Source organism: Streptomyces capparidis (assembly GCF_054782095.1).
The window spans coordinates 16,573-39,296 of the sequence record NZ_BAAGTD010000063.1; the positions used below are offsets into that span (position 1 = coordinate 16,573).

A 22,724-nucleotide genomic window follows, 5' to 3' on the forward strand; every position below is an offset into this window, starting at 1 on the left:
GCGGGCCCGGCCCGAAGGACCGTCACCCGCCCGCGCGTCAGTTGCGGCAGGAGGGGCACAGCCCCCGGTAGGTCACCTCGACGTCGGAGACGACGAACCCGAAGCGCTCGGAGTCGGGCAGATCGGTCAGCGGGTTTCCCAGGGGGCGCACATCGCGGATGGTGCCGCAGCTCGAGCACACCAGGTGCTGGTGCGGCCGGTGGGCGTTCGGGTCGTACCGCTTCGCCCGGCCGTCCGTGCTCACCTCGAGGATCTCGCCGAGGGCCACGAGCTCGCCCAGGGTGTTGTACACGGTGGCGCGGCTGATCTCGGGCAGCCGCTCCGCCGCGTGGGCGTGGACTTCGTCCGCGGTGTAGTGCACATGGTCCCCACTGAGGACCTCGGCGATGATCCGCCGTTGTGCGGTGAGCCGCCAACCGCGCTCGCGAAGTCGTTCCAGCAGGTCGGTCATGTGTTCCAGCCTAACAGTGAGAAGGCGGCCAGTTCCCGATCGCGTATGGAATTGGTCGCCATATTGACTTGGACAAAGTCCATTGTAGGATCGGATCTGCCGTTGGGGGAAGAGACTCGGAAGGGCCAGGGAGGCAGCACGTGACCGTGCAGCAGGACAGGGCAGCGAACACGCTCACCACGGAGACGGGCGCGCCCGTCACCGACAACCAGAACAGCGAGACGGCGGGTGTGGGCGGTCCGGTCCTGCTCCAGGACCAGCACCTGCTGGAGAAGCTCGCGCACTTCAACCGCGAGCGCATCCCGGAGCGCGTGGTGCACGCCCGCGGCGCCGGCGCGTACGGCACCTTCACGGTGACCGCGGACGTCACGAAGTACACCAGGGCCGCCTTCCTGTCGGAGATCGGCAAGCAGACCGAGGTCTTCCTGCGCTTCTCCACCGTGGCGGGCAGCCTGGGCGCGGCGGACGCGGTGCGCGACCCGCGCGGCTTCGCGGTGAAGTTCTACACCGAGGAGGGCAACTACGACCTCGTCGGCAACAACACCCCGGTGTTCTTCATCAAGGACGCCATCAAGTTCCCGGACTTCATCCACACCCAGAAGCGCGACCCCTACACGGGCTCGCAGGAGCCGGACAACGTCTGGGACTTCTGGAGCCTGAGCCCGGAGTCCACCCACCAGGTGACCTGGCTCTTCGGCGACCGCGGCATCCCGGCGTCCTACCGCCACATGGACGGCTTCGGCTCCCACACCTTCCAGTGGAACAACGCCGCGGGCGAGGTGTTCTGGGTCAAGTACCATTTCAAGACCGACCAGGGCATCGAGTGCCTCACCCAGGCCGAGGCCGACCGGCTCGCGGGCGCGGACCCGGACAGCCACCAGCGGGACCTGCGCGAGGCGATCGAGCGCGGCGAGTACCCGTCCTGGACCGTCCAGGTGCAGATCATGCCCGCCGCCGAGGCGGCGACCTACCGGTTCAACCCGTTCGACCTGACCAAGGTCTGGCCGCACGCGGACTACCCGCCGATCACCATCGGCAAGCTGGAGCTGAACCGGAACCCGGACAACATCTTTGCCGAGGTCGAGCAGTCGATCTTCTCCCCGGCGCACTTCGTGCCCGGCATCGGCCCGTCCCCGGACAAGATGCTCCAGGGCCGCCTGTTCGCCTACGGTGACGCGCACCGCCACCGCGTCGGCGCCAACGCCGACCAGTTGCCGGTCAACCGCCCGCACGCCACCGAGGCGCGCACCCACCACAGGGACGGCCTGATGTACGACGGCCGTCACGGGCGGGCGAGGAACTACGAGCCGAACAGCTTCGGCGGCCCGACGCAGACGAACGAGCCGCTGTGGCGGCCGGTCCCGGTCACCGGGTTCACCGGCGACCACCAGGCGCCGCTGCACCCGGAGGACAACGACTTCGTGCAGGCGGGCAACCTCTACCGGCTGATGACGGAGGAGGAGAAGGAGCGCCTGATCGGCAACCTGGCGGGCTTCATCGCGAAGGTCTCCCGGGAGGACATCGTCGAGCGCGCCATCGGCAACTTCCGCCAGGCGGACGACGAGTACGGCAAGCGCCTGGAGGATGCGGTGCGCGCCCTGCGCTCCGCCTGAGCCCCTCGCGCCGCCCGAGCGGGGCCGGGCGGCGCGAGCGGTGCGACCGGCCGGGGCCGGCCCGAGTGGCCGGCCCCGGCCGTTTCCGTGCCCTGGTGCCCCGTGCCCTGGTGCCCTGGTTCCGTGCCCGGTGCCCGGGTCCGGTTCCTCACACCCGGGCCCGGGCGGTCACAGGACCAGCACCGGCCGGCCGGCTCCCCGGCGGGAGCCCGTCCAGCAGCGGATGATGTCGCGGACGGAGACGATGCCCGCGGGCGCGCCGTCGTCCAGCACGACCAGGTGGCGGAAGCCGCCGTGCACCATGGCGTCGGCCGCGTCGTCGAGGGTCCAGCCGGGCGCGGCGAAGACCACGTCGCCGGTGAGGTGGCGGCTCGCGGTCTCCTGGTCGGGGTTCTCGCCCCGGCCGAGGGAGGTGAGTATGTCGCGTTCGGTGAGGATGCCGACTCCGCCGGCGTCGGGGTCCAGGACGACGGCCGCGCCGACGCGGCGGGCCGCCATCAGGCAGGCGGCCTGACGGAGGGTGTGGGCGGGGCCGATGGTGAGGACCATCGTGGTCATGGCGTCGCGGACGAGCATGGCCGGGAACCACCTCCTGGGCGGTAGGAGCGCCCTCGCGTTCCCGTGCACGGGCCCGCGGGGCAGGAGGGCCCGGGGCTCGAGAAGGAATTCACAAGTTCACAAGGGCGGGGATTCTCATGCTCACATGCCGCGCGCGGGGCCACAAGGGGGCTGCCCCCGGCGCGCGGTTGCGGCCCGGACCCGCCCCGCTCAGTACCGGCGCGGCCCCAGGTACCCCAGCACCTCGTCGTGCAGCAGCCCGTTGGAGGCCACCGCGTTGCCGCCGCCCGGCCCCGGCACGCCGTCCAGCGAGGTGAACGTCCCCCCGGCCTCCGCGACCACCACCGAGGGCGCGGCCATGTCCCACAGGGACAGCTCCGGCTCGGCGCACGCGTCCACCGAGCCCTCCGCCACCATCATGTACGGCCAGAAGTCGCCGTAGCCGCGGGTGCGCCAGCAGGACCGGCACAGGTCGAGGAAGCCGTCCAGGCGGCCCTGCTCCTCCCAGCCGGACAGCGACGAGTAGGCGAACGACGCGTCCTCGATCTTGCCCACCTTCGACACCCGCAGCCGGGTCGCCGACGACAGGCTGCGCCCGGTGTACGCCCCCGCGCCCAGCGAGGCCCACCAGCGCCTGCCGAGCGCCGGCGCGGACACCAGGCCCACCACGCCCCGGTCGCCGCCGGGCCCCTGGACCAGCAGCGCGATCAGGGTGGCCCACACCGGCACGCCGCGCACGTAGTTCTTGGTGCCGTCGATGGGGTCGATCACCCAGCGCCGCGGGCCGTGCCCCTGGTTGCCGAACTCCTCACCGAGCACCGCGTCGCGCGGCCTGGCCCGCTGGAGGGCGCTGCGGATCAGCTCCTCGGCCGTGCGGTCCGCCTCGGTGACCGGCGTCATGTCCGGCTTGGTGTCGACGCGCAGGTCGATCGCCTTGAACCGCTCCATCGTGGCGGCGTCGGCCACGTCGGCGAGGACGTGGGCGAGGCGCAGATCATCGTGGTAGTCCGGCATGCTGCGAACAGTAGTGGCAGGTCAGGTGCCCGGCCACCGGAGTGGTCCGGCGGGGGGACGCGGCCGGGCGCGCCCGGAGTATTGACAGCCCCCGACGGGGCGTCAACTCTGTCTCCCCCGGCCGTCGTTCGAACGGCTGTACGCGAGCTGCCGGAGGCGACGATGCCCACTGCGCGCGAGGCCCTCCTGGACGCGGCGCTGTCCGCCCTGGCGGCACGCCCCTGGTCGGCGGTGCGGATGGTGGACGTGGCCCGCGCCGCGGGCGTCTCCCGCCAGACCCTGTACAACGAGTTCGGCAGCAAGGACGGCCTGGCCCGGGCGCTGACCCGGCGCGAGGTGACGGCGTTCTACGCCGGGGTCGAGCAGGCCCTGGCCGACGCCCGGCGGGGCGGCGCCGACGCCTCCGGCCGGCTGGCCGCCGCCGCCGACCAGGCGCTGCGCGCCGCCCGGGACAACCCGCTGGTCCGCTCGGTGCTCGCCGGCGGGGCCGACGAGCGACTGGCCGCGGTGCCGGGCGCGCTCCGCCCGCGGCCCGGCGAGGTGGTGGCCGAGTTACGGGACCGAGCGTTGCGGGACCACACCCCCGGGGCCGCCCCGGCCGGCGGCCCCGGCCCCGAGGAGCTGGCCTTCGCCTGCGAGATGACGGTGCGGCTGGCCCTGTCGTACACCGTCGCCCCGGCGCGCAGCGCCCGCGAGGAGCGCGCCGCCGTGGCCCGGCTGGCCCGGGCCCTGCTGACCCGCGCGTGGTGAGCCGGTCGCCCGCCGTAGTGTGTCCCCATGGGGAAGTCGCTGGAGCGCGAGGACGGCGCCACGGCCGCGGGCGGCGCCACCGTCGCCGACGAGGAGCTGGTCACCTGGTGGGGCCTGGTGGTGGAGGCGTGCGACCGCACCACCCGGCGGACGGTCTCCGACCTCGGCGTCGACGTCGCCGTCCCGGGGCCCTGGTTCGAGGTGCTGCTGCGCCTGCTGCGCACCCCCGGGCACCGGCTGCCCATGACCCGGCTGGCCCATGAGGTGTCGCTGACCTCGGGCGGGTTCACCAAGTTCGCCGACCGGCTGGTCAGGGCCGGGCTGATCGAGCGGCAGGGGTCCGCCAGCGACCGCAGGGTCACCTATGTGGCGCTCACCGGGGAGGGCCTGGACATCGCGCGGCGGGCGCACGAGCGGCACGTGGCCGCGCTGCGGCGGCACTTCATCGGCGCCCTCGGCGAGCAGGACGCGGAGCGCCTGGCCGCCCTGATGCGGCGGCTGCGGGACGCCAACACCGAGGAGCCGGGCTAGCCGCCGGCCCGGCCGGGCCGGCGGCTCAGTGTGCCGAGCCGCTCAACTGGAGGCCGATCACCCCGGCGACGACCAGCGTGATCGAGACGATCTTCAGCACCGACGTCACCTCGTCGAAGAACAGCATCCCGTAGATCGCGGTGCCCGAGGCGCCGATGCCGGTCCACACCGCGTACGCGGGTCCGACGTCGAGCCGCTTCAGCGACAGGGTCAGCAGGCCGAAGCTGGCCAGGGCGAAGCAGGCGAACGCGATGGTCGGCCACAGGCGCGTGAAGCCGTGGGAGAGCTTCAGGCACACGGCGAAGCCGGTCTCGAACAGTCCGGCGATCACGACGAGCAGCCATGCCATCGGTTGGGCCTTTCGCATCGGAACGACAACCGGGACTTGGGGCCTCACGACGCCATCGCGGAGCAATGAGTTCGCAAAGCCTATCGATGATCACACGGACGACCCCGCCCGCGCTGCCCCCTCGGGCGCCCGAGTTGCCGTGACGGCCCGGACCGCGGCCCCCGGCGGGGCCCGCCGGGGGCGTCAGTCCCCTTCGTGCCGTTCCCTGGAGGCCAGCAGGCGGCGCAGCGACTCCAGCCTGGCCGGGTCCGCGTGGCCGTCCGCCACCCACTGGTCGAGCGCGCACTCCGGCTCGTCGTGGCTGCACCCCCGCGGGCAGCCGGCGGTCCCCGGCTCCAGGTCGGGGAAGGCGTGGATGACGCGGGACGGGTCCACGTGGTGCAGCCCGAAGGAGCGCACGCCAGGCGTGTCCACGACCCAGCCGCCGTCCGCGAGCGGGCCGGCGTCCCCGAGCGGCAGCGCCAGGGCGGAGGTGGTGGTGTGCCGGCCCCGCCCGGTGACCGCGTTCACCCGCCCGGTGGCCCGTCGGCTGCCCTCCGGCACCAGCGCGTTGACCAGCGTCGTCTTGCCGACGCCGGAGTGCCCGACGAACACGGTGATCCGGCCGCGCAGCCGCGTCCTGACCTGCTCGGCGCCCCCGGTCGCCAGGGTGTCGCGGCGGGTGACGACGTACGGCACGCCCAGCGGCGCGTACACCTCCACCACCGGGTCCGCGGGCGCCAGGTCGGACTTGGTGAGCACCAGCAGCGGCGCCAGGCCCGCGTCGTACGCGGCGACCAGGCAGCGGTCGATCAGACGGGGCCGCGGCTCGGGGTCGGCGAGCGCGGTGACGATGGCCAACTGGTCGGCGTTGGCGACCAGCACCCGCTCGTACGGGTCGTCGTCGTCGGCCGTGCGGCGGAGCACCGAGCGGCGCTCGTGGACGCGGACGATCCGGGCCAGGGAGCCCGGCTCGCCGCTGAGGTCGCCCACCAGCGCCACCCGGTCGCCCACCACCACGCCCTTGCGGCCCAGCTCCCGGGCCTTCATCGCGGTGACGGTCCGGTCCTCGACCAGGCAGGTCAGCCGGCCCCGGTCGACGGTGACCACGAACCCCTCGGCGGCGTCCTCGTGCCGGGGACGGATCCGGGTGCGGGGGCGGCTGCCCCGCCCCGGGCGGACGCGGACGTCGTCCTCGTCGATGTCCTTGCCGTAACGCCGCATGGGAAGGGCTCAGACCTCCTGCCGGGCGGGCGTCCCGCCGTCGAGCATGCCGGTCCACATCGCGGGGAACTCCGGCAGGGTCTTGGCGGTCGTCGCCACGTTCTCCACCTGCACGCCCGGCACCGCGAGCCCGATGACGGCGGCGGCCGTGGCCAGGCGGTGGTCCTCGTAGGTGTGGAAGACGCCGCCGCGCAGCGGGCGCGGGCGGACGACCAGCCCGTCCTCGGTCTCCGTCACGTCGCCGCCGAGGCCGTTGACCTCCTTGGCGAGCGCGGCGAGCCGGTCCGTCTCGTGCATCCGCAGGTGCGCGATGCCGCTCAGCCGCGAGGGGGAGTCGGCGAGCGCCGCCACGGCCGCGATGACCGGGGTCAGCTCGCCCACCTCGTGCAGGTCGGCGTCGATGCCGTGGACGCGGCCGGTGCCGGTGCAGGTCAGCCCGTGCTCGCCCAGCTCGCAGGCTCCGCCCATCCGCGTGAGGATCTCGCGCAGCGCGTCGCCCGGCTGGGTGGTGCGCTCGGGCCAGTCGGGGACGGTGACCCGGCCGCCGGTGACCAGCGCGGCGGCCAGGAACGGGGCCGCGTTGGACAGGTCGGGCTCGACCACCAGGTCCCGGCCGAGCAGCGCCGAGGGGGCGACCCGCCACACGTTCGCCTCGCCGCCCGCCTCCGGGGTGTCCACCTTCGCCCCGGCGGCCCGCAGCATCTCCACCGTCATCCGGATGTGCGGCAGGGACGGCACGGCGGAGCCGACGTGCCTGACCTCCACGCCCTGGTTGAACCGGGGGGCGGACAGCAGCAGGGCGCTGACGAACTGCGACGAGGAGGAGGCGTCCACCTCCACCGTGCCGCCGTCGAGCGCGCCGCCGCCGTGGACGGTCAGCGGGAACGAGCCCCGCCCCTCGTCCTCGATGCGGGCGCCCAGGGCGCGCAGCGCGTCGATCACGCCCTTCTGCGGGCGCTCCCGGGCGCGGGGGTCGCCGTCGAAGTGCACCGGCCCGTCGGCGAGCGCCGCGACCGGGGGCAGGAACCGCATCACGGTGCCCGCGTTGCCGACGTCGACCCGGGCGGGACCGTGCAGGGCGGCGGGGATCACCCGCCAGGCGTCACCGGGCCCGGTGCCCGCGCCGCTGGCGCTGTTGGGCATGGTCTCGATGCCGACGCCGAGCTCGCGCAGCCCCTGCGCCATCAGCAGCGTGTCGCGGCTGTGCAGGGGGCGCCGCACCCAGCCCGGCTCGGACGCGAGCGCGGCGAGGACCAGGGCGCGGTTCGTGACCGACTTGGAGCCGGGCACGGTGACGGTCGCGTCCACGGGTCCGGACGCGGTCGGAGCGGGCCAGAGCGCCTGGGGCGCGGGATTGCCGGTCATGTGCCACCACCTTAGTGCCCCCGAAGCGGGGGAAAACCTGGGGGAATGGGGCTATTGCGGCCGAACCACTGCTTCGGCCGATCGCCGCCTTGGCGGTCCCGGCCGGGCAGTGTCGTCCCTTGGTGTACCACTGGCGGGTGTCGGGTGTGCAACGGCCCGGCGCGGATCCTCGGCGCCCGGCGCGGACCCGGCCGCCCCGGCCCGCCGCGCGCTCACGCGGTGACCGGCTGGAGCAGCCACCACCCGCCCCCGACCAGGCAGATCACCGCCACGGAGCCGAACGCGGCCACCCACACCCCGCCCGGCACATGCGTCAGGCGGCCGAGCTGGTCCGCGTCGGAGTCCGCCGCCGCCCCGCGGGCCCGCCGGCCCTGGAGCTCCGCGACCGGCCGGGCGCCCGCCAGCAGCAGGAACCACACCGCCGAGTAGGCGAACGCCGCCTGCACCTCCGGCTCCGCCAGCCACGACACCGCCAGGAACACCCCGCCCGTCACCAGCACGGACAGCACCCCGAAGGCGTTCCTGACCATCACCAGCAGCGCGGCGAGCAGCGCGATCGCCGTCCACAGCAGCGCGGTGATGTGCCCGGCCGCGAGCAGCCACGCCCCGCCCGCGCCCAGCAGCGGCGGCGCGGTGTACCCGGCCGCCGCGGTGAGGACCATGCCGGGGCCGGTCGGCCTGCCCCGGGAGACGGTCAGGCCCGAGGTGTCCGAGTGCAGCGTGATGCCCTCCAGGCGGCGCCCGGTCAGCAGGGCGGCCAGGCCGTGGCCGCCCTCGTGGGCGATGGTCACCACGTTGCGGCTGACCCGCCAGGCGGCGCCGGGCACGATCGCGGCGAGCGCCACCACGGCGGTGGCCACGACCAGCCAGGAGGGGGGATCGGGCTGGGTGCCGACCACGCGGTCCCAGACGTCGGTGAAGTCGGTGGTGTCCATGGCCTTCCGTGGCAGACTCGGCGGTGACGGCCCCCTTCAGGGCCCGTTCGTCGGCGGACGGCCCGGGGCGCCCGGCCGTCCCCGGACCGTCACAACGATCGACGGGGGCCTGGTGTCCCTGGCAGGGTGGCACACATGTGCGGGCGTTATGCGGCAAGCCGGAAACCGGACGAGCTCGGCGAGATCTTCGCCGTACGCCACCGGGACCCGGCCGAGGACCTGGAAGCCGACTGGAACGTCGCCCCGACCAAGAACGTCTGGGCGGTGCTGGAGCGGCCCCTGAAGGGCGGCGGGTCACCCGATCCGGTGCGCCAGCTCAGGGTGCTGCGGTGGGGGCTGGTCCCGCCGTGGTCCAAGACCCCGGAGTCCGCGGCGAAGATGATCAACGCGCGGGCGGAGACCGTCCACGAGAAGCCCTCCTACCGCAAGGCGTTCGCCACCCGCCGCTGTCTGCTGCCCGCCGACGGCTACTACGAGTGGGTCACCCCCTCCGAGGAGTTCGCGCAGGAGCAGCGCGGCGCCCGCAAGCGGCCCCGCAAGCAGCCGTACTTCGTCACGCCCGCCGACGGCTCGGTGATGGCCATGGCCGGGATATTCGAGTTCTGGCGCGACCGCACGCTCCCCGACGACCACCCGCGGGCCTGGTGGGTGACCTGCGCGGTGCTCACCACCGAGGCGGAGGCCGAGCCGTTCGCCGACCCGCCGCGGGACGGCCCGCGCTCCCTGGCGGAGATCCACCCCAGGATGCCGCTGGTGCTGGAGCCCGGCCGGTGGGACGCCTGGCTCGACCCGGCCGACGACGACCCCGACCGGCTGCGGGAGCTGCTGGCCCCGCCGGCCCCCGGCCTGCTGCGCGCCCACCCGGTCTCGCCCGAGGTGAGCAATGTGCGCAACAACTCGCCCGACCTGGTGCGCCCCCTCCAGGAGCGGGCGCAGGAGGAGGAGACGACGCTGTTCTGAGCGCCCCGGCGCGCGGATGGCGACAGGGCGCGCTCGGACGCGCGCGGGCTCCGCGCCCGGCGCGGGCCGCCCGCACCCGCCGGGCCGCCCCCCGCGACCCCTCCCGCGGCCGCCCTGCCGCGGAGCTCCGCCGGGCCGCCCCGCCGTGGTCCCATGAGGCCCATGAGCGACCTCACCACCACCACCCGCCTCGTGCCCACCCCCGTGGGCGACGGCCGGATCACCACCACCGCCCCGCCGCGCCCCCGGGCCGTGCTCGCCCTCGGGCACGGCGCGGGCGGCGGCACGGCGGCGCGGGACCTCGCCGCCCTGGCCGCGGCCCTGCCCCCGCGCGGGGTGGCCGTCGCCCTGGTCGAGCAGCCGTGGCGGGTGGCCGGCCGCAGGCTCGCCCCGGCGTCGAAGACCCTGGACACGGCGTGGACGGCGCTGTGGGCGGCGCTGGACGCCGGCGGGTCGCCCGTCGTCGCGGGCGGGCGCAGCGCCGGGGCGCGGGTGGCGTGCCGCACCGCCGGGCCGCTCGGCGCCGCGGGCGTGCTGGCGCTGGCGTTCCCGCTGCACCCGCCGGGCAGGCCGGAGCGCAGCCGGGCGCAGGAGCTGCTCGGGGCGGGGCCGCCGACCCTGGTGGTGCAGGGCGAGCGGGACCCGTTCGGCACCCCGGAGGAGTTCGCCTTGCCGGGCTGGACGGGCGAGCTGGTGGGCGTGCCGCACGCCGACCACGGGTTCGCCGTGCCCAAGCGGGCCCCGGTCGGGCAGGAGGAGGTGCTGCGGGCGGTCGCCGACGCGGTGGCGGACTGGCTGGATCGCGTCCTCCCCGGAGGGTGACGGAGCCGGGAATGCGCACGCGGATGCCCGTGTTGTCACGGGACGTCGGTCAGCACTCGTCCGGAAGGCGCCAGATGGTTTCCGCAGCTTGCCCGCCACGCGCGCAGGTCGCCTCCCTGTCCATGACCCCATGGGCGGTGTTCGAGGGGGCATCGGTGGGCGCCGCGCCCGCGCGGCCTATATCCTCCGTTTCCAGCGGACCCGCACGGGGTTCCGGCCAGGCGAGCGAGGAGGTGGGTCCGGTCGCAGGGACCGACAACGGCACGCAGGCTGAGGAGACCACCGCCGAGCGCAACGCCCGCTTCGAGCGGGACGCGCTGGCTTTCCTCGACCAGATGTACTCGGCCGCGCTGCGCATGACGCGCAACCCGGCCGACGCCGAGGACCTGGTGCAGGAGACGTACGCCAAGGCGTACGGCTCGTTCCACCAGTTCCGCGAGGGCACGAACCTCAAGGCGTGGATGTACCGCATCCTGACGAACACCTTCATCAACTCCTACCGGAAGAAGCAGCGCGAGCCGCAGCGCAGCGCCGCCGAGGAGATCGAGGACTGGCAGCTCGCGCGCGCCGAGTCCCACATGTCCACCGGGCTGCGCTCGGCCGAGTCGCAGGCGCTCGACCACCTGCCGGACTCCGATGTCAAGGAGGCCCTCCAGGCCATACCGGAGGAGTTCCGGATCGCGGTCTACCTCGCCGATGTCGAGGGGTTCGCCTACAAGGAGATCGCCGACATCATGGGCACACCCATCGGCACGGTGATGTCCCGGCTGCACCGGGGGCGGCGTCAGTTGCGCGGGATGCTGGAGGACTACGCGCGCGAGCGCGGACTCCTTCCTCAGGGGGAGAACGGGCAGGACCAGGCTGACGCGCGCGTGGGAGCGGCCGCGGGCGGAACCTCGCCGCACGACCGGAAAGGCTCGGGCACATGAGCTGCGGCAACCCGCACGAGACCGACTGCGCCGAGGTCCTCGACCACCTCTACGAGTACCTCGACAACGAGATGGCCGAGCACGACTACGCCAAGTTCCGGGAGCACTTCGACGAGTGCCACCCGTGCCTGGAGAAGTACGGGCTCGAGCAGGCGGTGAAGAAGCTGGTCAAGCGCTGCTGCGGTTCGGACGCGGTGCCGTCCGACCTGCGCGGCAAGGTGCTCGGCCGCATCGAGGCGATCAGGGCCGGGCAGGTGGCGCCCGTCCCCGGGCCGCCTCCCGAGGCGCCCGGTGATCCCCAGGCCGGGCAGCCGCACTCCGGGCAGCCGACGGCCGCCGGGCAGCCGCTGTCCGCGCCGGTCACGGCCACGGAGTCCGTGACGGAGTCCGTGGCGGCCCCCAAGGAGTAGCCCCGCCGCGCGGCCCGCGCTCGCCACGGCCCCGGAGCCCCGCGGCTCCGGGGCCGTCGCCGTGCCCGCGCCCGCGGCCCGCGCCCCGGCATCGCCGGGTGAGGAGCGGGCGCGCCGCCGGGCGTGGTTTGATGCGCACACGAGCGGGCGTCGTGTGCCGGCCCGTACCGTCCCCCGGGGCGGGCGCGGCCGCGGGGGCGCGGTTCGGGCCACCGGGATGTTCCGGCCGTCACCGGCCAGGGCAGCATCCCTGTAGCACGTCCACCCGTCCGGCGGGAGCACCGCCGGCAGTCGGCAGCAGGTGACCGCGGAAGCGAGCCAGGCGGAATCGTGAGGATCTTCGGCAGAGCACGGCACCGGCCGTCCGCCTCCTGGCGGCAGGCCACCGACCGTGCCTTCACGCTGATGGGCGACGGGCGCTACGAGGACGCGGGTGCGCTCCTCACGCAGGCCGCGGACCTGGAACCGTGGCTGTCGGAGTCCTGGTACAACCTGGCGTTGCTGCACAAGTACCGGCACGACTGGGAGCAGGCCCGCCAGGCGGGGCTGCGGGCGGTCGCCCTGCTGGACCGCGGCACCGGCGCCCCCGACTGGTGGAACCTGGGCATCGCCGCCACCGCCCTCCAGGACTGGCCGCTGGCCCGCCGGGCCTGGCAGGCGTACGGGCTGCGGCTGCCGGAGAGCGCCGCCGCCGGGTCCGGCGACGAGCCGCTGTCCATGCCGCTGGGCAGCGCGGCCGTGCGGCTGTCCCCCGAGGGCGAGTCCGAGGTCGTGTGGGGCCGCCGGCTCGACCCGGCGCGCCTGGAGGTGCTGAGCATCCCCCTGCCGTCCTCGGGGCGGCGCTGGGGCGAGGTCGTGCTGCACGACGGCGTGCCCAACGGCGAGCGGGTCGCCGGGCGCGGCGAGGTCTACCCGGTGTTCGACGAGATCGAGCTGTGGGCGCCCTCGCCCGTCCCCACGTACCTGGTGCTGCTGGAGGCCGCCACCCGGGACGACCGGGACGCCCTGGAGCGCCTGGCGGCGGAGGCGGGGTACGCCGCGGAGGACTGGTCGTCCTCGGTGCGGCTGCTGTGCCGCACCTGCTCGGAGAGCCGGATGCCCGCCGACGACGGCCGGTTCGACCACCACGACCCGCACGACCACGCGCCGCCCGGCCGGCCCGGCCGCCTCAGCCACCGCAGCGCCGGCGGCCCGTGGGTGCCCGAGCGCGAGTGCGGCATCGCCGCGCCCGCCGAGCTGGTGCGCGGACTGCTCGATGGCTGGGTCGCCGACAGCCCCGACAGCAGGGCCTACCGCGACCTCGAGGAGGTCTGCTGACGCGCTCCGGCCGCGCCGCCGTAGGCTTGGGGCCGACGGACAACGGCGCAGCGGAAGCGCGATCCAGGAAGGCATGACCTACGACCATGGCGCAGCAGGAGCAGGACGAGACCGTCGAGTCGGAGTTCGTGGACGACACGACGGACGCCGAGGAACGGGTGCGGGAGCACCGCTCGCGCGGCAAGGCCCGGCCGATCACCGTCATCGGCAACCCCGTGCTGCACCGCCCGTGCAAGCCCGTGGAGACGTTCGACGGTGAGCTGGCCGCGCTGATCGACGACATGTTCAAAAGCATGGAGGCGGCCGAGGGCGTGGGCCTGGCGGCCAACCAGATCGGCGTGGACGCCCGGGTCTTCGTGTACGACTGCCAGGACGACCAGGGCGTGCGGCACGTGGGCCACGTGGTCAACCCGGTGCTGGACGACCTGGACCCGGCCTCCCGCGTCCTGGACGACGGCAACGAGGGCTGCCTGTCCGTGCCCGGCGCCTACAAGGAGCTGGCCCGCCCCGACTACGCCGTGGTGCGCGGGCAGGACATGCGCGGCGAGCCGATCGCGGTGGAGGGCCGGGGCTACTTCGCCCGCTGCCTCCAGCACGAGACCGACCACCTCAACGGCTACCTGTACGTGGACCGGCTCTCCAAGCGGGACCGCAAGGACGTGCTGCGGCAGATGGCGGAGGCCACGCCCCGGTACGAGACGGTGCCGAACGACTGAGCGGGCGACCCGTTCCCCCCGCCCCTCGTCCCGCCCGCGGCCCCGCCGCGGGCGGGACGGCGGGCGAGGGCCCGTTCAGGCGCCGTTCAGCTCCCGCCCGTAGCCGAGCAGCACCACGCCGGGCACCGGCGACCAGTCCAGCTCGGGCAGGCGGGTGAAGCCCAGCCGGTCGTACAGCCGCCGCGCGGCCGCCATCCGCTCCTGGGTGCAGATCACCACCCGCGCGGCGCCCAGCGTCCGCGCCCGCTCCAGGCAGGCGCGCACCAGCGCCTCGGCGGCGCCCCGCCCCCGCGCCCCGGGCGCCACGGCCAGCATCCGGAACTCGGCCTCCCCCTCGCGCGCCAGCTCCGCGTAGGGCGTGCCCGGCCGGGCGAAGGTGACGGTGCCGAGGACGGGCCCGCCCTCGCCGTCCACCGCCACCAGCAGCTCGCCGTGCTCGGCCCGGTGCCGGGCCCGGACCAGCTCCCGCGCGTAGTCGGAGCCGTCCGGCACCAGCCCGTCCACTCGGTAGGCCCCCAGGGTGAGCTCCCCGACCGCGTCGAGCTCCTCTTCCCGCGCCATCCGCACCACGATGTCCATGCGGGCCAGTGTGCCCGAGGGGGACGACACCGCCGGGCGGCGGGGGCACGGCGCGCGGCGGCGGCGTACCCGCCGCCCGCGTCCGAGCCCCAGGGGCCCCGGGCGGGACGCGGAAGGGGCCGGGGGCAGCACCCCCGGCCCCTTCGGGAACCGTCCCACGGCCGCCCCTGACGGGGCGGGTCAGCAGCAGCGGAAGCCCTCCCGCGGGTTCGCGTCGCGGGTGTCGGTGCGCTCCCGCTCGAAGGCGCGGCGGGAGGGGACCGGGGCGGCGGGGTCGTGGCGGCGGAGATGGGCCACATAGCGGTCGTACGCCGACTCGCCCGACACCTCCCGCACGTACCAGCGGACCCAGGCCGCCGCCCTCCGCAGCGCCGTCATGCCGGGGTGTCCTGCCGGACGCCGCCCTCGGCGCCGACCCCCGCGGCCACCAGCTCGGCCTTCTCGTCCTTGGTGGCGATCAGGCCCGCGGGCGCGACCAGCTTCGACTCCACGTACGGCGTCTCCTTCAGCGGCGCGGACGCCGGGTTGCGGATCGCCTTCACGCACACCCGGGTCGCGTCCGCGATCACCAGGATGATCAGCAGCGCGAACAGGATCGACAGCACCCCGTCCACCGTGGAGTTGGTGACCACGGTGTGCATGTCGTCCATGTTCTTGGCGGGCGCGATGACCTGCCCGGCGTCGATGCCGTCCTGGTACTTGTCCCGCTGGGCGAAGAAGCCCACCCGCGGGTCGTCGGAGAAGATCTTCTGCCAGCTCGCGGTGAGCGTCACCGCCACGTCCCACACCAGCGGCACTCCGGTGACCCACGCCCACTTCAGCCGCCCCGACTTGATCAGCAGCGTGGTGGCCACGGTGAGCGCCACCGCGGCGAGCAACTGGTTGGCGATGCCGAACAGCGGGAAGAGCTGGTTGATCCCGCCCAGCGGGTCGTGCACGCCGACCCACAGGAAGTAGCCCCAGGCGCCGACCACCACCGCGCTACAGAACCACAGGCCCGGCTTCCAGCTCACGTCCCGGAACGGCTTGTAGATGTTGCCGAGCGTGTCCTGGAGCATGAACCGGCCCACCCGCGTGCCCGCGTCCACCGTGGTGAGGATGAACAGGGCCTCGAACATGATCGCGAAGTGGTACCAGAACGCCTTGCCGCCCAGGCCCCCGAAGGCGTCGTTGAAGATCTCCGCCATGCCGACGGCGAACGTCGGCGCGCCGCCCGTCCGGGACAGCAGGCTCTCCTCCTCCACCGCCTTGGCCGCCGCGGCGAGCTGCTCCGGCGTGATGGTGAAGCCCAGGCCCGCCACCGCCTCGGACGCGGACTGCACGCTGTCGCCGATGACGCCGGCGGGCGCGTTCATCGCGAAGTACAGGCCGGGGTCGATGATGGTCGCGCAGATCAGCGCCATCACGGCGACGAACGACTCCATCAGCATGGAGCCGTAGCCGATCAGCCGGATCTGCGTCTCCTTCTGGATCATCTTCGGGGTGGTGCCCGAGGCGACCAGGGAGTGGAAGCCCGACAGCGCGCCGCAGGCGATCGTGATGAACACGAACGGGAACAGCGACCCGGCGAACACCGGCCCGTCGCCGCGTGAGGCGAATTCGGTGACGGCCTCGGACTTCATGCCGGGCAGCGAGATCAGCACGCCGATCGCCAGCAGCCCGATCGTGCCGATCTTCATGAACGTGGACAGGTAGTCGCGCGGCGCCAGCAGCATCCACACCGGCAGCACCGACGCCACGAAGCCGTAGATCACCATCCACACGACCAGCGAGCCCGGGCTGAGGATGAAGGTGTCCGCCCACGACGACTCGGCGACCCAGTTGCCGGAGATGATCGCCAGCAGCAGCAGCGCCACGCCTATCAGGGAGATCTCGGTGACCCGGCCCGGCCGCAGCACCCGCAGGTAGAAGCCCATGAACAGGGCGATCGGGATGGTCATCGCGATGGAGAAGGTGCCCCACGCCGAGTGCGCCAGGGCGTTGACCACCACCAGCGCCAGCACCGCCAGCAGGATGATCATGATGGCGAACACGGCGAGCAGCGCCGCGGCGCCGCCGACCGGGCCGATCTCCTCCCTGGCCATCTGGCCCAGCGACTTCCCGTCGCGCCGCATGGAGAAGAACAGGGTCACCATGTCCTGCACGGCGCCCGCGAAGATGACGCCCACGATGATCCAGATGGTGCCCGGCAGATATCCCATCTGCGCGGCGAGCACCGGACCGACCAGCGGGCCCGCGCCCGCGATCGCCGCGAAGTGGTGCCCGACCAGCACCCTGCGGTCCGTGGGGTGGAAGTCGATGCCGTTGTCCAGCCGCTCCGCCGGAGTGGCGCGGGTCTTGTCGACCTTCAGCACCCGGGTGGCGATGAATCTGGCGTAGAAGCGGTAGGCGATCGCGTAGGAGCCGAGGGCGGCGGCCAGCATCCAGGCCGCCGACACCTCCTCGCCCCGGGAGATCGCGAGCATCGCCCACCCCACGGCGCCGACCGCCGCGACCAGGCTCCAGATGGCGATGGTTCGTGGATTCGCCTTGCGCACGGGGCCGTCCTCCCGTTTTACGTGCATGTCACGCCCGTGATCGATGGACGGAATGTAGATCAGGCGCGCAAGTGGCGTCAGTACCGTACTGATAACGATCCCCGGGGCGGGGTCGCGCGACGGGACCGAGGGGGGCGGGCCGGGGCGCCCCGCCGGGAAGCGGGTCCCCGCCGCCCCCGTCCGCTCAGTGCTCCGGGCGCCGCAGTCTGGCCACGAACTTGTACCGGTCGCCGCGGTAGACCGAGCGCACCCACTCCACCGGCTCGCCCGCCGTGTCCAGGGAGTGGCGGGACAGCAGCAGCATCGGCAGGCCGACGTCGGTGCCCAGCAGCCCGGCCTCGCGGGGGGTGGCCAGGGACGTCTCGATGGTCTCCTCGGCCTCGGCCATGCGCACGCCGTAGACCTCGGCGAGCGCGGTGTACAGGGAGCTGTACTTCACCAGGTTGCGGCGCAGCGCGGGGAAGCGCCTGGCCGACAGGTGGGTGGTCTCGATCGCCATGGGCTCGGAGTTGGCCAGCCGCAGCCGCTCGATGCGCAGCACCCGGCCGCCCGGCTTGATGTCGAGCAGCTCGGCGAGCCGGTCGTCGGCGGTGACGTAGCCGATGTCCAGCAACTGGGAGGTGGGCTCCAGGCCCTGGGCGCGCATGTCCTCGGTGTAGGAGGTGAGCTGGAGCGCCTGGGCGACCTTGGGCTTGGCGACGAAGGTGCCCTTGCCCTGGATGCGCTCCAGGCGGCCCTCGACGACCAGTTCCTGGAGGGCCTGGCGGACGGTGGTGCGCGAGGTGTCGAACTCCGCGGCGAGCGCCCGCTCGGGCGGGACCGGGGTGCCGGGCGGCAGGGTCTGCGTCATCTCCAGCAGATGCCGCTTGAGCCGGTAGTACTTGGGCACGCGGGCGGTCCTGCCGTTGCCCGCGGGGGCGCCGCCGTTCGCGCCGGACGGTGCCTTCTCGGTCGCGCCGATGCCGCCGTCCGCGCGCATCGCCGCCGGTCCCTCACTGGGCAACGCCCGACCTCCGCCTGTCGCCTTTGGAGCCGTCACCGGCTGTCCCTCCGATGTGGTGCGGCCGACGCGGGGGCGCGCCCCGGCCACCGGGGTCATGGTGGCACGGCTCCCCGAGGCCGCGTCGCCGCCGCCCACATGTCGGTCCGGTTACGGACGTGTTGGTCACCGTCGCCCCTCTTGACACCACTATTGGTCTAGGCCAAGCTGCGGGGCACTGGTCTAAACCATTAAAGACCACGGCCCCGGTTCTCCGGCAGTGGGCGGTCGCGTCCCGCGAGCCCGCGGAGGGCCGACGGCCACCGCAGGAGCGGGGCTCGTCCGTCGTCGTACCGCTTGCCACCGGGGGTGGCCGCCGGGGCGATGGCCGGGCGCCCGCGGGCCGCGGGGCGCCGGGTGGGGGCATTGGGTGGCAACCCGGAGGAGGGTGGCGTGAAGCGCAGGCAAGGTGCGGTCGCCGGGGCGGCTGTCATGATCATGGCACTGGGGGTGACGGCCTGCGGCTCCGACGGCGACGGGGGCGAGGCCGAGAAGAAGAGCCTGACCGTGTGGTTCATGGACGGCTCCGCGCCCGAGCAGTGGCGCAAGGACATCACGGCGGAGTTCGAGAAGAACACCGGCGCGAAGCTGGAGATCGAGATCCAGCAGTGGAACGGCATCCAGCAGAAGCTCACCACCGCGCTGTCCGAGTCCAGTCCGCCCGACGTCTTCGAGATCGGCAACACCCAGACCCCGGCCTACGCGGTCACCGGGGGGCTCGCCGACCTGACCGACGTCAAGGACGGGCTGGGCGCCGCCCAGTGGACGAAGTCCCTCAACGAGTCGGCCGTGTACGAGGGCAAGCAGTACGCGGCGCCGTGGTACTTCGCCAACCGCGTGGTCGTCTACAACAAGGACATCTGGAACGCGGCGGGGATCAAGGGCACCCCGAAGACCCGGGCGGAGCTGTACGAGGCCCTGGACAAGATCAAGAAGACGGGCAAGGAGCCGCTCTACCTGCCCGGTCAGAACTGGTACGTCCTGGACGGCCTGCTGATCGAGAAGGGCGCCGAGCTGGTCAAGAAGGACGGCGACGGCTACGTCAGCAACCTCGACGACCCCAAGGTCGGCGAGGCCATGGAGATCTACAAGAAGCTCCAGTCCTACAGCAAGGCGCCCAAGGACAAGGACGAGTCCACCCCGCAGCAGAGCACGGTCTTCGCCAAGGGCAACGTCGGCGCGATGTTCGCCATGGGCTGGGAGGCGGCCACCGCCGTCAGCACCAACAAGAAGCTCGACGGCAAGCTCGGCTACTTCACCATCCCGGGCGAGACCGCGCAGGAGCCGGGCGGCGTCTTCCTCGGCGGCTCCAACCTGGCCGTCGCGCAGAACAGCGACAGCCCGGAGCTGGCCCGCGAGTTCCTCGAGCTCGCCCTGTCGGACAAGTACGAGGGCGCGCTCGCCAAGGCCAACGGGGTCATCCCCAACAAGGAGAGCCTGCACAACCACCTGGACGGCAACCCCGTCGCCGAGGCGGCCGCGCCCGCGGTCCCGTTCGGCGGCACCACCCCGCTGATCCCCCAGTGGGCCGCGGTGGAGAACACGCCGAACCCGATCAAGTCGTACATGACGGCCGTGCTGAACGGAAAGTCCCACCAGGAGGCCGCCGAGTCCGTGGAGTCGGAGATCAACAAGCGGCTCAGCCAGGAGCAGTAGGCGCCCCAGGCCCGTCTCCGCGCGCCCTGCGCAGAAAGTGACCCTCACACCATGGCCGTCCAGTCCGACCAGGCGGTTCTCGGCTCCCGTTCGGGAGCCGGGCCCCGCAGGCCGGGGCCGCCCCCGACGTCCGCCCCCCGGGGCGGGCGGCGGGGGCGGCCGCTCGCCGCCGCCATCCCCTACCTGCTGCTGCTGCCCGCCGCCGTCGCCACCGTGGCGCTGCTGGGCTGGCCGCTGGTGCAGAACGGGATGCTCTCGTTCCAGAACCTCAACGCCAGACAGTTGATCCAGCACGTCACCGAGTGGAACGGCGTCGACAACTACCGCGAGGTGCTGACCGGCTCCGACTTCTGGCGGGTCACCGGCCGGACGGTCGCGTTCACCGCCGTCAACGTCTTCCTGATCATGGTCTTCGGCGCCCTGGTGGGCCTGCTGCTCAACCGCCTCGGCAGCCGGATGCGGCTGCTCCTGTCCTTCGGGCTGGTCCTCACCTGGGCCATGCCCGTGGTCGCGACCACCACCGTCTATCAGTGGCTGTTCGACAGCCGCTTCGGAGTGGTGAACTGGCTGCTCGCCACCGCGGGCTGGGACGGCATGGAGGGCTACAACTGGGTCGGCGGCCAGTGGTCCACCTTCTTCGTGATCTCCCTGCTGCTGGTGTGGTATTCGGTGCCGTTCGTCGCGTTCAACCTGTACGCGGCGCTGACCACCATCCCCGCCGAGCTGTACGAGGCCGCCCGCATGGACGGCGCGTCCGCCCGGCAGGTCTTCGCCAAGGTGGTCTTCCCGGTGCTGCGGCCGTTCTTCCTGGCCACCAGCTTCCTCGAGGTGATCTGGGTGTTCAAGGCGTTCACTCAGGTCTTCGCGATCAACCAGGGCGGGCCCGACCGGCTCACCGAGACCCTGCCCGTCTACGCCTTCGTCGAGGGCGTGGGCAACCAGCACTACGGCGTGGGCGCGGCGATCTCCATGCTGACCATCGTCATCCTGCTGGTGCTCATGTCCGCCTACTTCCGGATCATCGTCAAGCAGGAGGACGAGCTGTGAGGCGTTCCCTCCTCGCGCGCACCTGGCCGAACGCGGTCGCGGTCGCCCTGTTCGTGTTCTTCGCGTTCCCCGTCTACTGGATGTTCTCCACGGCGTTCAAGCCGACCGGCGACATCATCGGCGACACCCCGGTGTTCGTGCCGCTCGACGCCACGCTGGAGCACTTCCGCACCGCGATCGAAGCCGACAACTTCTGGACGCTGGTGGCGAACTCCTTCACCGTCACCATCGGCGCGGTCCTGCTGTCGCTGGTGATCGCGCTGGCCGCCTCGTTCGCGCTGGCGCGCATGCGCTTCCGGGGGCGCGGCGGGATCCTGGTGACGGTGATGATGGCGCAGATGGCCCCCTGGGAGGTCATGGTCATCGCCATCTACATGATCGTGCGCGACGCCGACATGCTCAACAGCCTGCTCCCGCTGACCCTCTTTTACATGATCATGGTGTTGCCGTTCACGATCTGGACGCTGCGCGGCTTCATCGCCGCCGTGCCCAAGGAGCTGGAGGAGGCCGCCATGGTCGACGGGTGCGACCGCACCCAGGCGTTCGTCCGGGTGGTCCTCCCGCTGCTCGCGCCCGGCCTGATGTCCACCTCCCTGTTCGGGTTCATCACCGCGTGGAACGAGTTCCCCCTGGTGCTGATCCTCAACAAGCAGGCCGAGGCGCAGACCCTGCCGCTGTGGCTCACCCAGTTCCAGACCGCGTTCGGCGACGACTGGGGCGCCACGATGGCGGCGTCGTCCCTGTTCACCCTCCCCGTGCTCGTCGTGTTCCTGATCCTGCAACGCAAGGCGGTCGGCGGGCTCACCGCCGGCGCAGTGAAGGGCTGATCGCCGATGAACCCAGGCTCCGTGGGAGCGCCCGTGCCGTCCGTCCCGTTCGCCCCGTCCGCGGACGGCGGTCCCGGCGACCCCGCCGCGGACGCGCTCGCGGTGCTGCAACCCGGCTTCACCGGCACCACCCCGCCCGACTGGCTGCTGCGGCGGCTCGCCGAGGGGCTCGGCTCCGTCGCCCTGTTCGCCCGCAACGTGCGCGACCCCGAGCAGCTCGCCGCGCTCACCGAGCGGCTGCGCCGGGAGCGCCCCGAGGTGCTGGTCGCCATCGACGAGGAGGGCGGCGACGTCACCCGCCTGGAGGCCGGGCAGGGCTCCTCCTTCCCCGGCAACCTCGCCCTCGGCGCGGTGGACGACCCGGCGCTGACCCGCTCCGTCGCCCGGGAGCTGGGCCGGGTGCTGGCCGCATGCGGGGTGAACCTGAACTGGGCGCCGTCCGCCGACGTCAACTCCGACCCGCGCAACCCCGTCATCGGCGTCCGCTCCTTCGGCGCCGACCCGCACGTGGTGGCCCGGCACACCGCCGCCTATGTCGAGGGCCTCCAGGAGTCCGGGGTCGCCGCCTGCGTCAAGCACTTCCCCGGGCACGGCGACACCACGGTGGACTCCCACCACGCCGTGCCCACCATCCGGGCGGACGCGCACCTGCTCGCCGCCCGGGAGCTGCTGCCGTTCCGGGCCGCGCTCGCTGCGGGCAGCAGGGCCGTGATGAGCGCCCACATCCTGGTGCCCGCGCTCGACCCGGAGCGCCCCGCCACGCTCAGCCCCGCCGTGCTCACCGGCCTGCTGCGCGCCCCCGAGCGCGAGGGCGGCCTCGGCTACGACGGCGTGGTGATCACGGACGGCATCGAGATGAAGGCCATCTCGGCGACGTACGGCATTGAGCGGGGCGCGGTGCTGGCCGTCGCCGCGGGCGCGGACGCGATCTGCGTCGGCGGCGGCCTGGCCGACGAGGACACCGTGCTGCGGCTGCGGGACGCGCTGGCCGACGCGGTCCGGCGCGGCGAGCTGCCCGCGCGGCGGCTCGCGGTCGCCGCCGCGCGGGTGCGCGCGCTGGCGGCGTGGGCGGCGGTGCGAAGTCGGATCGTAGCCATGTCGTTCTGTGTGCCAAGG

24 protein-coding genes are annotated in these 22,724 nt (G+C 73.4%); 13 read left to right on the plus strand and 11 right to left on the minus strand.

Annotated elements, in window-relative coordinates; translation table 11 throughout:
- Positions 1-37: 37 nt before the first annotated feature.
- The gene (locus tag ACYVO2_RS33190; RefSeq protein WP_461011803.1) at positions 38-451 is read right to left on the minus strand and encodes a Fur family transcriptional regulator; all 414 of its coding nucleotides are present in this window, start codon (positions 449-451) and stop codon (positions 38-40) included.
- Between the two features lie 140 nt (positions 452-591).
- Between ACYVO2_RS33190 and ACYVO2_RS33195 the strand changes: the two genes are divergently transcribed.
- A complete protein-coding gene (locus tag ACYVO2_RS33195) occupies positions 592-2,064 on the plus strand; it encodes a catalase (protein ID WP_461011804.1) in 1,473 nt (490 codons plus the stop codon).
- 168 nt (positions 2,065-2,232) lie between these two features.
- On the opposite strand, the gene ACYVO2_RS33200 is transcribed toward ACYVO2_RS33195, so the two are convergent.
- On the minus strand, positions 2,233-2,640 hold the full coding sequence (locus ACYVO2_RS33200) for a CBS domain-containing protein (protein ID WP_461011805.1): 408 nt from the start codon (positions 2,638-2,640) through the stop codon (positions 2,233-2,235).
- A 192-nt stretch (positions 2,641-2,832) separates the two neighbouring features.
- Complete coding sequence (gene hisN / locus ACYVO2_RS33205; protein WP_461011806.1) at positions 2,833-3,636, minus strand: histidinol-phosphatase; 804 nt, start codon at positions 3,634-3,636, stop codon at positions 2,833-2,835.
- 162 nt (positions 3,637-3,798) lie between these two features.
- On the opposite strand from hisN, the gene ACYVO2_RS33210 reads away from it, so the two are divergent.
- Together ACYVO2_RS33210 and ACYVO2_RS33215 are read left to right on the plus strand one after the other, a co-directional pair.
- Entirely contained in the window at positions 3,799-4,386 is a 588-nt protein-coding gene (locus tag ACYVO2_RS33210; RefSeq protein ID WP_461011807.1) for a helix-turn-helix domain-containing protein, read from the plus strand.
- Between the two features lie 27 nt (positions 4,387-4,413).
- Positions 4,414-4,917 (plus strand): MarR family winged helix-turn-helix transcriptional regulator, encoded by a 504-nt coding sequence (locus ACYVO2_RS33215; protein WP_461011808.1) that lies wholly within the window; start codon positions 4,414-4,416, stop codon positions 4,915-4,917.
- Positions 4,918-4,942: 25 nt separating this feature from the next.
- On the opposite strand, the gene ACYVO2_RS33220 is transcribed toward ACYVO2_RS33215, so the two are convergent.
- The 4 genes from ACYVO2_RS33220 to ACYVO2_RS33235 form a co-directional block, all read right to left on the minus strand.
- The gene (locus ACYVO2_RS33220) at positions 4,943-5,266 is read right to left on the minus strand and encodes a DMT family transporter (RefSeq protein WP_461011809.1); all 324 of its coding nucleotides are present in this window, start codon (positions 5,264-5,266) and stop codon (positions 4,943-4,945) included.
- 183 nt (positions 5,267-5,449) lie between these two features.
- Positions 5,450-6,469 carry a ribosome small subunit-dependent GTPase A gene (rsgA, locus tag ACYVO2_RS33225; RefSeq protein ID WP_461011810.1) on the minus strand — a complete coding sequence of 340 codons (1,020 nt, stop codon included), beginning with the start codon at positions 6,467-6,469 and terminating at the stop codon, positions 5,450-5,452.
- Between the two features lie 9 nt (positions 6,470-6,478).
- Positions 6,479-7,834 (minus strand): 3-phosphoshikimate 1-carboxyvinyltransferase, encoded by a 1,356-nt coding sequence (gene aroA, locus ACYVO2_RS33230; RefSeq protein WP_461011811.1) that lies wholly within the window; start codon positions 7,832-7,834, stop codon positions 6,479-6,481.
- Positions 7,835-8,046: 212 nt separating this feature from the next.
- Positions 8,047-8,769, minus strand: coding sequence for a M50 family metallopeptidase (locus ACYVO2_RS33235; protein WP_461011812.1), 723 nt, complete (start codon positions 8,767-8,769; stop codon positions 8,047-8,049).
- A gap of 135 nt (positions 8,770-8,904) precedes the next feature.
- Between ACYVO2_RS33235 and ACYVO2_RS33240 the strand changes: the two genes are divergently transcribed.
- From ACYVO2_RS33240 to def, 6 genes are all read left to right on the plus strand, one after another.
- A complete protein-coding gene (locus tag ACYVO2_RS33240; RefSeq protein WP_461011813.1) occupies positions 8,905-9,729 on the plus strand; it encodes an SOS response-associated peptidase in 825 nt (274 codons plus the stop codon).
- Positions 9,730-9,891: 162 nt separating this feature from the next.
- Positions 9,892-10,551, plus strand: coding sequence for an alpha/beta hydrolase family protein (locus ACYVO2_RS33245; RefSeq protein ID WP_461011814.1), 660 nt, complete (start codon positions 9,892-9,894; stop codon positions 10,549-10,551).
- Between the two features lie 233 nt (positions 10,552-10,784).
- Positions 10,785-11,480, plus strand: coding sequence for a sigma-70 family RNA polymerase sigma factor (locus ACYVO2_RS33250; protein ID WP_461011815.1), 696 nt, complete (start codon positions 10,785-10,787; stop codon positions 11,478-11,480).
- Entirely contained in the window at positions 11,477-11,890 is a 414-nt protein-coding gene (rsrA, locus tag ACYVO2_RS33255) for a mycothiol system anti-sigma-R factor (RefSeq protein WP_461011816.1), read from the plus strand. Before ACYVO2_RS33250 ends, rsrA begins: the two co-directional genes overlap by 4 nt.
- A gap of 330 nt (positions 11,891-12,220) precedes the next feature.
- The gene (locus tag ACYVO2_RS33260; RefSeq protein ID WP_461011817.1) at positions 12,221-13,207 is read left to right on the plus strand and encodes a tetratricopeptide repeat protein; all 987 of its coding nucleotides are present in this window, start codon (positions 12,221-12,223) and stop codon (positions 13,205-13,207) included.
- Between the two features lie 86 nt (positions 13,208-13,293).
- Entirely contained in the window at positions 13,294-13,923 is a 630-nt protein-coding gene (gene def / locus ACYVO2_RS33265; RefSeq protein WP_461011818.1) for a peptide deformylase, read from the plus strand.
- A 75-nt stretch (positions 13,924-13,998) separates the two neighbouring features.
- On the opposite strand, the gene ACYVO2_RS33270 is transcribed toward def, so the two are convergent.
- From ACYVO2_RS33270 to ACYVO2_RS33285, 4 genes are all read right to left on the minus strand, one after another.
- On the minus strand, positions 13,999-14,502 hold the full coding sequence (locus tag ACYVO2_RS33270; protein ID WP_461011819.1) for a GNAT family N-acetyltransferase: 504 nt from the start codon (positions 14,500-14,502) through the stop codon (positions 13,999-14,001).
- Positions 14,503-14,682: 180 nt separating this feature from the next.
- A complete protein-coding gene (locus ACYVO2_RS33275) occupies positions 14,683-14,880 on the minus strand; it encodes a YbdD/YjiX family protein (RefSeq protein ID WP_461011820.1) in 198 nt (65 codons plus the stop codon).
- Positions 14,877-17,066, minus strand: coding sequence for a carbon starvation CstA family protein (locus ACYVO2_RS33280; RefSeq protein WP_461011821.1), 2,190 nt, complete (start codon positions 17,064-17,066; stop codon positions 14,877-14,879). The genes ACYVO2_RS33275 and ACYVO2_RS33280 overlap by 4 nt, the downstream gene beginning before the upstream one ends.
- Before the next feature lie 157 nt (positions 17,067-17,223).
- Positions 17,224-18,018 (minus strand): GntR family transcriptional regulator, encoded by a 795-nt coding sequence (locus ACYVO2_RS33285; RefSeq protein ID WP_461011827.1) that lies wholly within the window; start codon positions 18,016-18,018, stop codon positions 17,224-17,226.
- Between the two features lie 453 nt (positions 18,019-18,471).
- Between ACYVO2_RS33285 and ACYVO2_RS33290 the strand changes: the two genes are divergently transcribed.
- The 4 genes from ACYVO2_RS33290 to ACYVO2_RS33305 form a co-directional block, all read left to right on the plus strand.
- Positions 18,472-19,734 carry an extracellular solute-binding protein gene (locus tag ACYVO2_RS33290; RefSeq protein WP_461011822.1) on the plus strand — a complete coding sequence of 421 codons (1,263 nt, stop codon included), beginning with the start codon at positions 18,472-18,474 and terminating at the stop codon, positions 19,732-19,734.
- A gap of 51 nt (positions 19,735-19,785) precedes the next feature.
- Positions 19,786-20,781, plus strand: coding sequence for a carbohydrate ABC transporter permease (locus ACYVO2_RS33295; RefSeq protein WP_461011823.1), 996 nt, complete (start codon positions 19,786-19,788; stop codon positions 20,779-20,781).
- Positions 20,778-21,608: a carbohydrate ABC transporter permease gene (locus tag ACYVO2_RS33300; RefSeq protein WP_461011824.1), complete on the plus strand. Its 831-nt coding sequence runs from the start codon at positions 20,778-20,780 to the stop codon at positions 21,606-21,608. Before ACYVO2_RS33295 ends, ACYVO2_RS33300 begins: the two co-directional genes overlap by 4 nt.
- Before the next feature lie 6 nt (positions 21,609-21,614).
- A partial coding sequence (locus ACYVO2_RS33305) for a glycoside hydrolase family 3 protein (protein ID WP_461011825.1) occupies positions 21,615-22,724 on the plus strand: 1,110 nt, incomplete at its 3' end.

What these genes read in the sequence shown, in the direction of transcription:
- ACYVO2_RS33190 (WP_461011803.1), bottom strand. Translation starts at nt 451, where the DNA reads ATGACCGACCTGCTGGAACGACTTCGCGAGCGCGGTTGGCGGCTCACC.
- hisN (WP_461011806.1), bottom strand. Translation starts at nt 3,636, where the DNA reads ATGCCGGACTACCACGATGATCTGCGCCTCGCCCACGTCCTCGCCGAC.
- ACYVO2_RS33210 (WP_461011807.1), top strand. Translation starts at nt 3,799, where the DNA reads ATGCCCACTGCGCGCGAGGCCCTCCTGGACGCGGCGCTGTCCGCCCTG.
- ACYVO2_RS33200 (WP_461011805.1), bottom strand. Translation starts at nt 2,640, where the DNA reads ATGCTCGTCCGCGACGCCATGACCACGATGGTCCTCACCATCGGCCCC.
- aroA (WP_461011811.1), bottom strand. Translation starts at nt 7,834, where the DNA reads ATGACCGGCAATCCCGCGCCCCAGGCGCTCTGGCCCGCTCCGACCGCG.
- ACYVO2_RS33240 (WP_461011813.1), top strand. Translation starts at nt 8,905, where the DNA reads ATGTGCGGGCGTTATGCGGCAAGCCGGAAACCGGACGAGCTCGGCGAG.
- ACYVO2_RS33280 (WP_461011821.1), bottom strand. Translation starts at nt 17,066, where the DNA reads ATGCACGTAAAACGGGAGGACGGCCCCGTGCGCAAGGCGAATCCACGA.
- ACYVO2_RS33245 (WP_461011814.1), top strand. Translation starts at nt 9,892, where the DNA reads ATGAGCGACCTCACCACCACCACCCGCCTCGTGCCCACCCCCGTGGGC.
- ACYVO2_RS33235 (WP_461011812.1), bottom strand. Translation starts at nt 8,769, where the DNA reads ATGGACACCACCGACTTCACCGACGTCTGGGACCGCGTGGTCGGCACC.
- ACYVO2_RS33220 (WP_461011809.1), bottom strand. Translation starts at nt 5,266, where the DNA reads ATGGCATGGCTGCTCGTCGTGATCGCCGGACTGTTCGAGACCGGCTTC.
- rsgA (WP_461011810.1), bottom strand. Translation starts at nt 6,469, where the DNA reads ATGCGGCGTTACGGCAAGGACATCGACGAGGACGACGTCCGCGTCCGC.
- ACYVO2_RS33275 (WP_461011820.1), bottom strand. Translation starts at nt 14,880, where the DNA reads ATGACGGCGCTGCGGAGGGCGGCGGCCTGGGTCCGCTGGTACGTGCGG.
- ACYVO2_RS33270 (WP_461011819.1), bottom strand. Translation starts at nt 14,502, where the DNA reads ATGGACATCGTGGTGCGGATGGCGCGGGAAGAGGAGCTCGACGCGGTC.
- def (WP_461011818.1), top strand. Translation starts at nt 13,294, where the DNA reads ATGGCGCAGCAGGAGCAGGACGAGACCGTCGAGTCGGAGTTCGTGGAC.
- ACYVO2_RS33285 (WP_461011827.1), bottom strand. Translation starts at nt 18,018, where the DNA reads ATGCGCGCGGACGGCGGCATCGGCGCGACCGAGAAGGCACCGTCCGGC.
- ACYVO2_RS33295 (WP_461011823.1), top strand. Translation starts at nt 19,786, where the DNA reads ATGGCCGTCCAGTCCGACCAGGCGGTTCTCGGCTCCCGTTCGGGAGCC.
- rsrA (WP_461011816.1), top strand. Translation starts at nt 11,477, where the DNA reads ATGAGCTGCGGCAACCCGCACGAGACCGACTGCGCCGAGGTCCTCGAC.
- ACYVO2_RS33215 (WP_461011808.1), top strand. Translation starts at nt 4,414, where the DNA reads ATGGGGAAGTCGCTGGAGCGCGAGGACGGCGCCACGGCCGCGGGCGGC.